Consider the following 2,084-nt stretch of genomic DNA (forward strand, 5'->3'; position numbering starts at 1 on the left):
TAGTTGTTCTCCAAATTGCTGCTTTAACACTCGGCTCGATCCTGAGTTGAGGGAAAAACTAGGTTAGAAATTTTGTTATCAAGAGACGAATCAACAAGCAAATAGACATAATTCAGCTCGCCATGAAATTCGGTTAGGAAACTCCAATGAGTAACCAACACCCTCTCCAAGACAGTCTTTATTTAACCCATACTGACTGCCAAGGTGCTCCAGGGCGAGCCTTCCGGATCCCTGAGCTGGCCCTCACCCAAGACTTGGCGCTGGTTCCTCAATCCCGCCAGCGGCAGGCGGCCTTTCGTGTTCACTGGCTACGGAGCACGCAACACTCCCTATCCCTGGCCAAAACCGGTGATCTTTGCGTTGATTCTCAGCTTCTCTCTCCTTCTGGGAGAGAGGCTGAAGGTGTTGGCTCTATGTTCTGCCAGCATCAACTCCTTGGCATTGCAGAGCCCTAGGGGGTCTGTCTCAAACTTGTACAGAGTGGCAATGCTATGAACAGAACTGAGTCTGGGGTGTTGTCTATATGCAACGCTGACGCAACAGAGATGAGGAGATTTCCTTAGCAATCCCCTGCTATTACGTTTCCATGCAAATTTTAGGTTGGAAACGCTCAAATTAGCGTGCAGCAAGGGTTTTAGCTATTGCCACTGCTGAGGAAATAGCCAGAATAAGAGTAGCTATTGACCCAGCAATGGGCAGGATGATGACAGGTAAGTGAACGATGTTTTCCTCTCTTTTGACTCCGCGTGCAGCAGGCCTACTCCTATCCGGGGCGGTATTGGGCATTCATTGCCAGGTGGCTATGGCCGCCCCTTTTCGCGACACTTTTGGTCACTGGGCCCAAACCTACATTGAGGCTCTCTCCGCTCAAAGGGTGTTGAACGGCTTCCCGGATGGCACCTTCCGTCCCAACGAGCCGGTGACCCGTGCTCAGTTTGCCACCCTCGTCACCACTGCCTTTCGCCTCCGCAACACCTCTGGTACCTTCATCGGCTTTCGGGATGTGCCCCCCACCCACTGGGCGGCTAACGCTATCTCCGCGGCGGCAGCCAACAACTTGGTGGCCGGCTTCCCGGACGGCACCTTCCGACCCGAACAGCCCGTTACCCGCACCGAGGCGCTGGTGATCCTGACCAACGCCCTTGGCAACACAAGTGCCATCCCCGTGGCCCAGCCGAGCGAGCTGTTCAGCCGCTACCGTGACGCGGCAGCCATTCCCAACTGGGCCCTGGCGCCAATTGCAGCCGCCAACCGCGCCGGCCTGATCGTGAATTACCCAGATCCCATGCTCTTGGAGCCCAACCGTCCTGCCACCCGTGCTGAGGTGGCTGCTTTTACCCACCAGGCCCTGCTCAGTCGGGGATCCCTGGTGGCCCAGAACCCAGGCAATTGGCTCTCCACCCCTCAGCCCGGCTTTGACCTGCGCCTTTCCACGCTGGCGGCGGGCACTCTGATACAGACCACCACCCCCTTCAACGAGCGCCTCTTCATCGCCCCCAACGAAACTCGCCCTATGTCCTTGATCGTTCGCAACCCAATTCGCAACGGCCAGGGGGACATCCTGGTGCCTTTTGGCTCACGGGTGGATGGCCGCTTTGAGCCGGCGCCGGGCGGCACGCGCTTTGTGGCGGAAAGCATCATCGTCAACAACCAACTGTTCCCCTTGGCCGCTCAATCGGATGTAATCCGCGATGTCAAGGACCCCCGCTACACCACCACAGGCAAGATCATCCAAGATGCGGCCATCGGTGCGGCAGCAGGCGCCGTTCTCGGCTTGGTAACCGGCGATAATGCCATTGCCACAGAAGAAGTGCTGGGGGCAGGGGTGGCCGGAGCGGTGATCGGCAACGTGACAGCGCCGCAGGTGGTGGTGTTGGATCCCAACCAGGTGATCGAGCTGCGCCTCACCCAGGATCTGGCGCTAGTTCCTCAATCCCGCTAGCGGCGCGGGGGTGTCCGTTGCAACGAGACGCAGGCGATACAACTTCTCACTGTCTTTCCATCGGTGAAGCTGGGCGTTGTCTCGATCCCCAACTCCCCTCTCCCTCCGGGAGAGGGGCTGCTAGGGCGCTATCTTCTCAGCC

At 58.0% G+C, this 2,084-nt stretch carries 1 protein-coding gene; it reads left to right on the forward strand.

Going from position 1 to position 2,084, the window contains the following annotated elements; translation table 11 throughout:
• Positions 1–802 precede the first annotated feature (802 nt).
• Positions 803–1,942, forward strand: coding sequence for an S-layer homology domain-containing protein (locus tag NW852_RS01310; RefSeq protein WP_414426403.1), 1,140 nt, complete (start codon positions 803–805; stop codon positions 1,940–1,942).
• Positions 1,943–2,084 lie beyond the last annotated feature (142 nt).

The sequence above is a fragment of the Synechococcus sp. H60.1 genome (genome assembly GCF_047462335.1).
Taxonomy (GTDB): Bacteria; Cyanobacteriota; Cyanobacteriia; order Thermostichales; family Thermostichaceae; genus Thermostichus.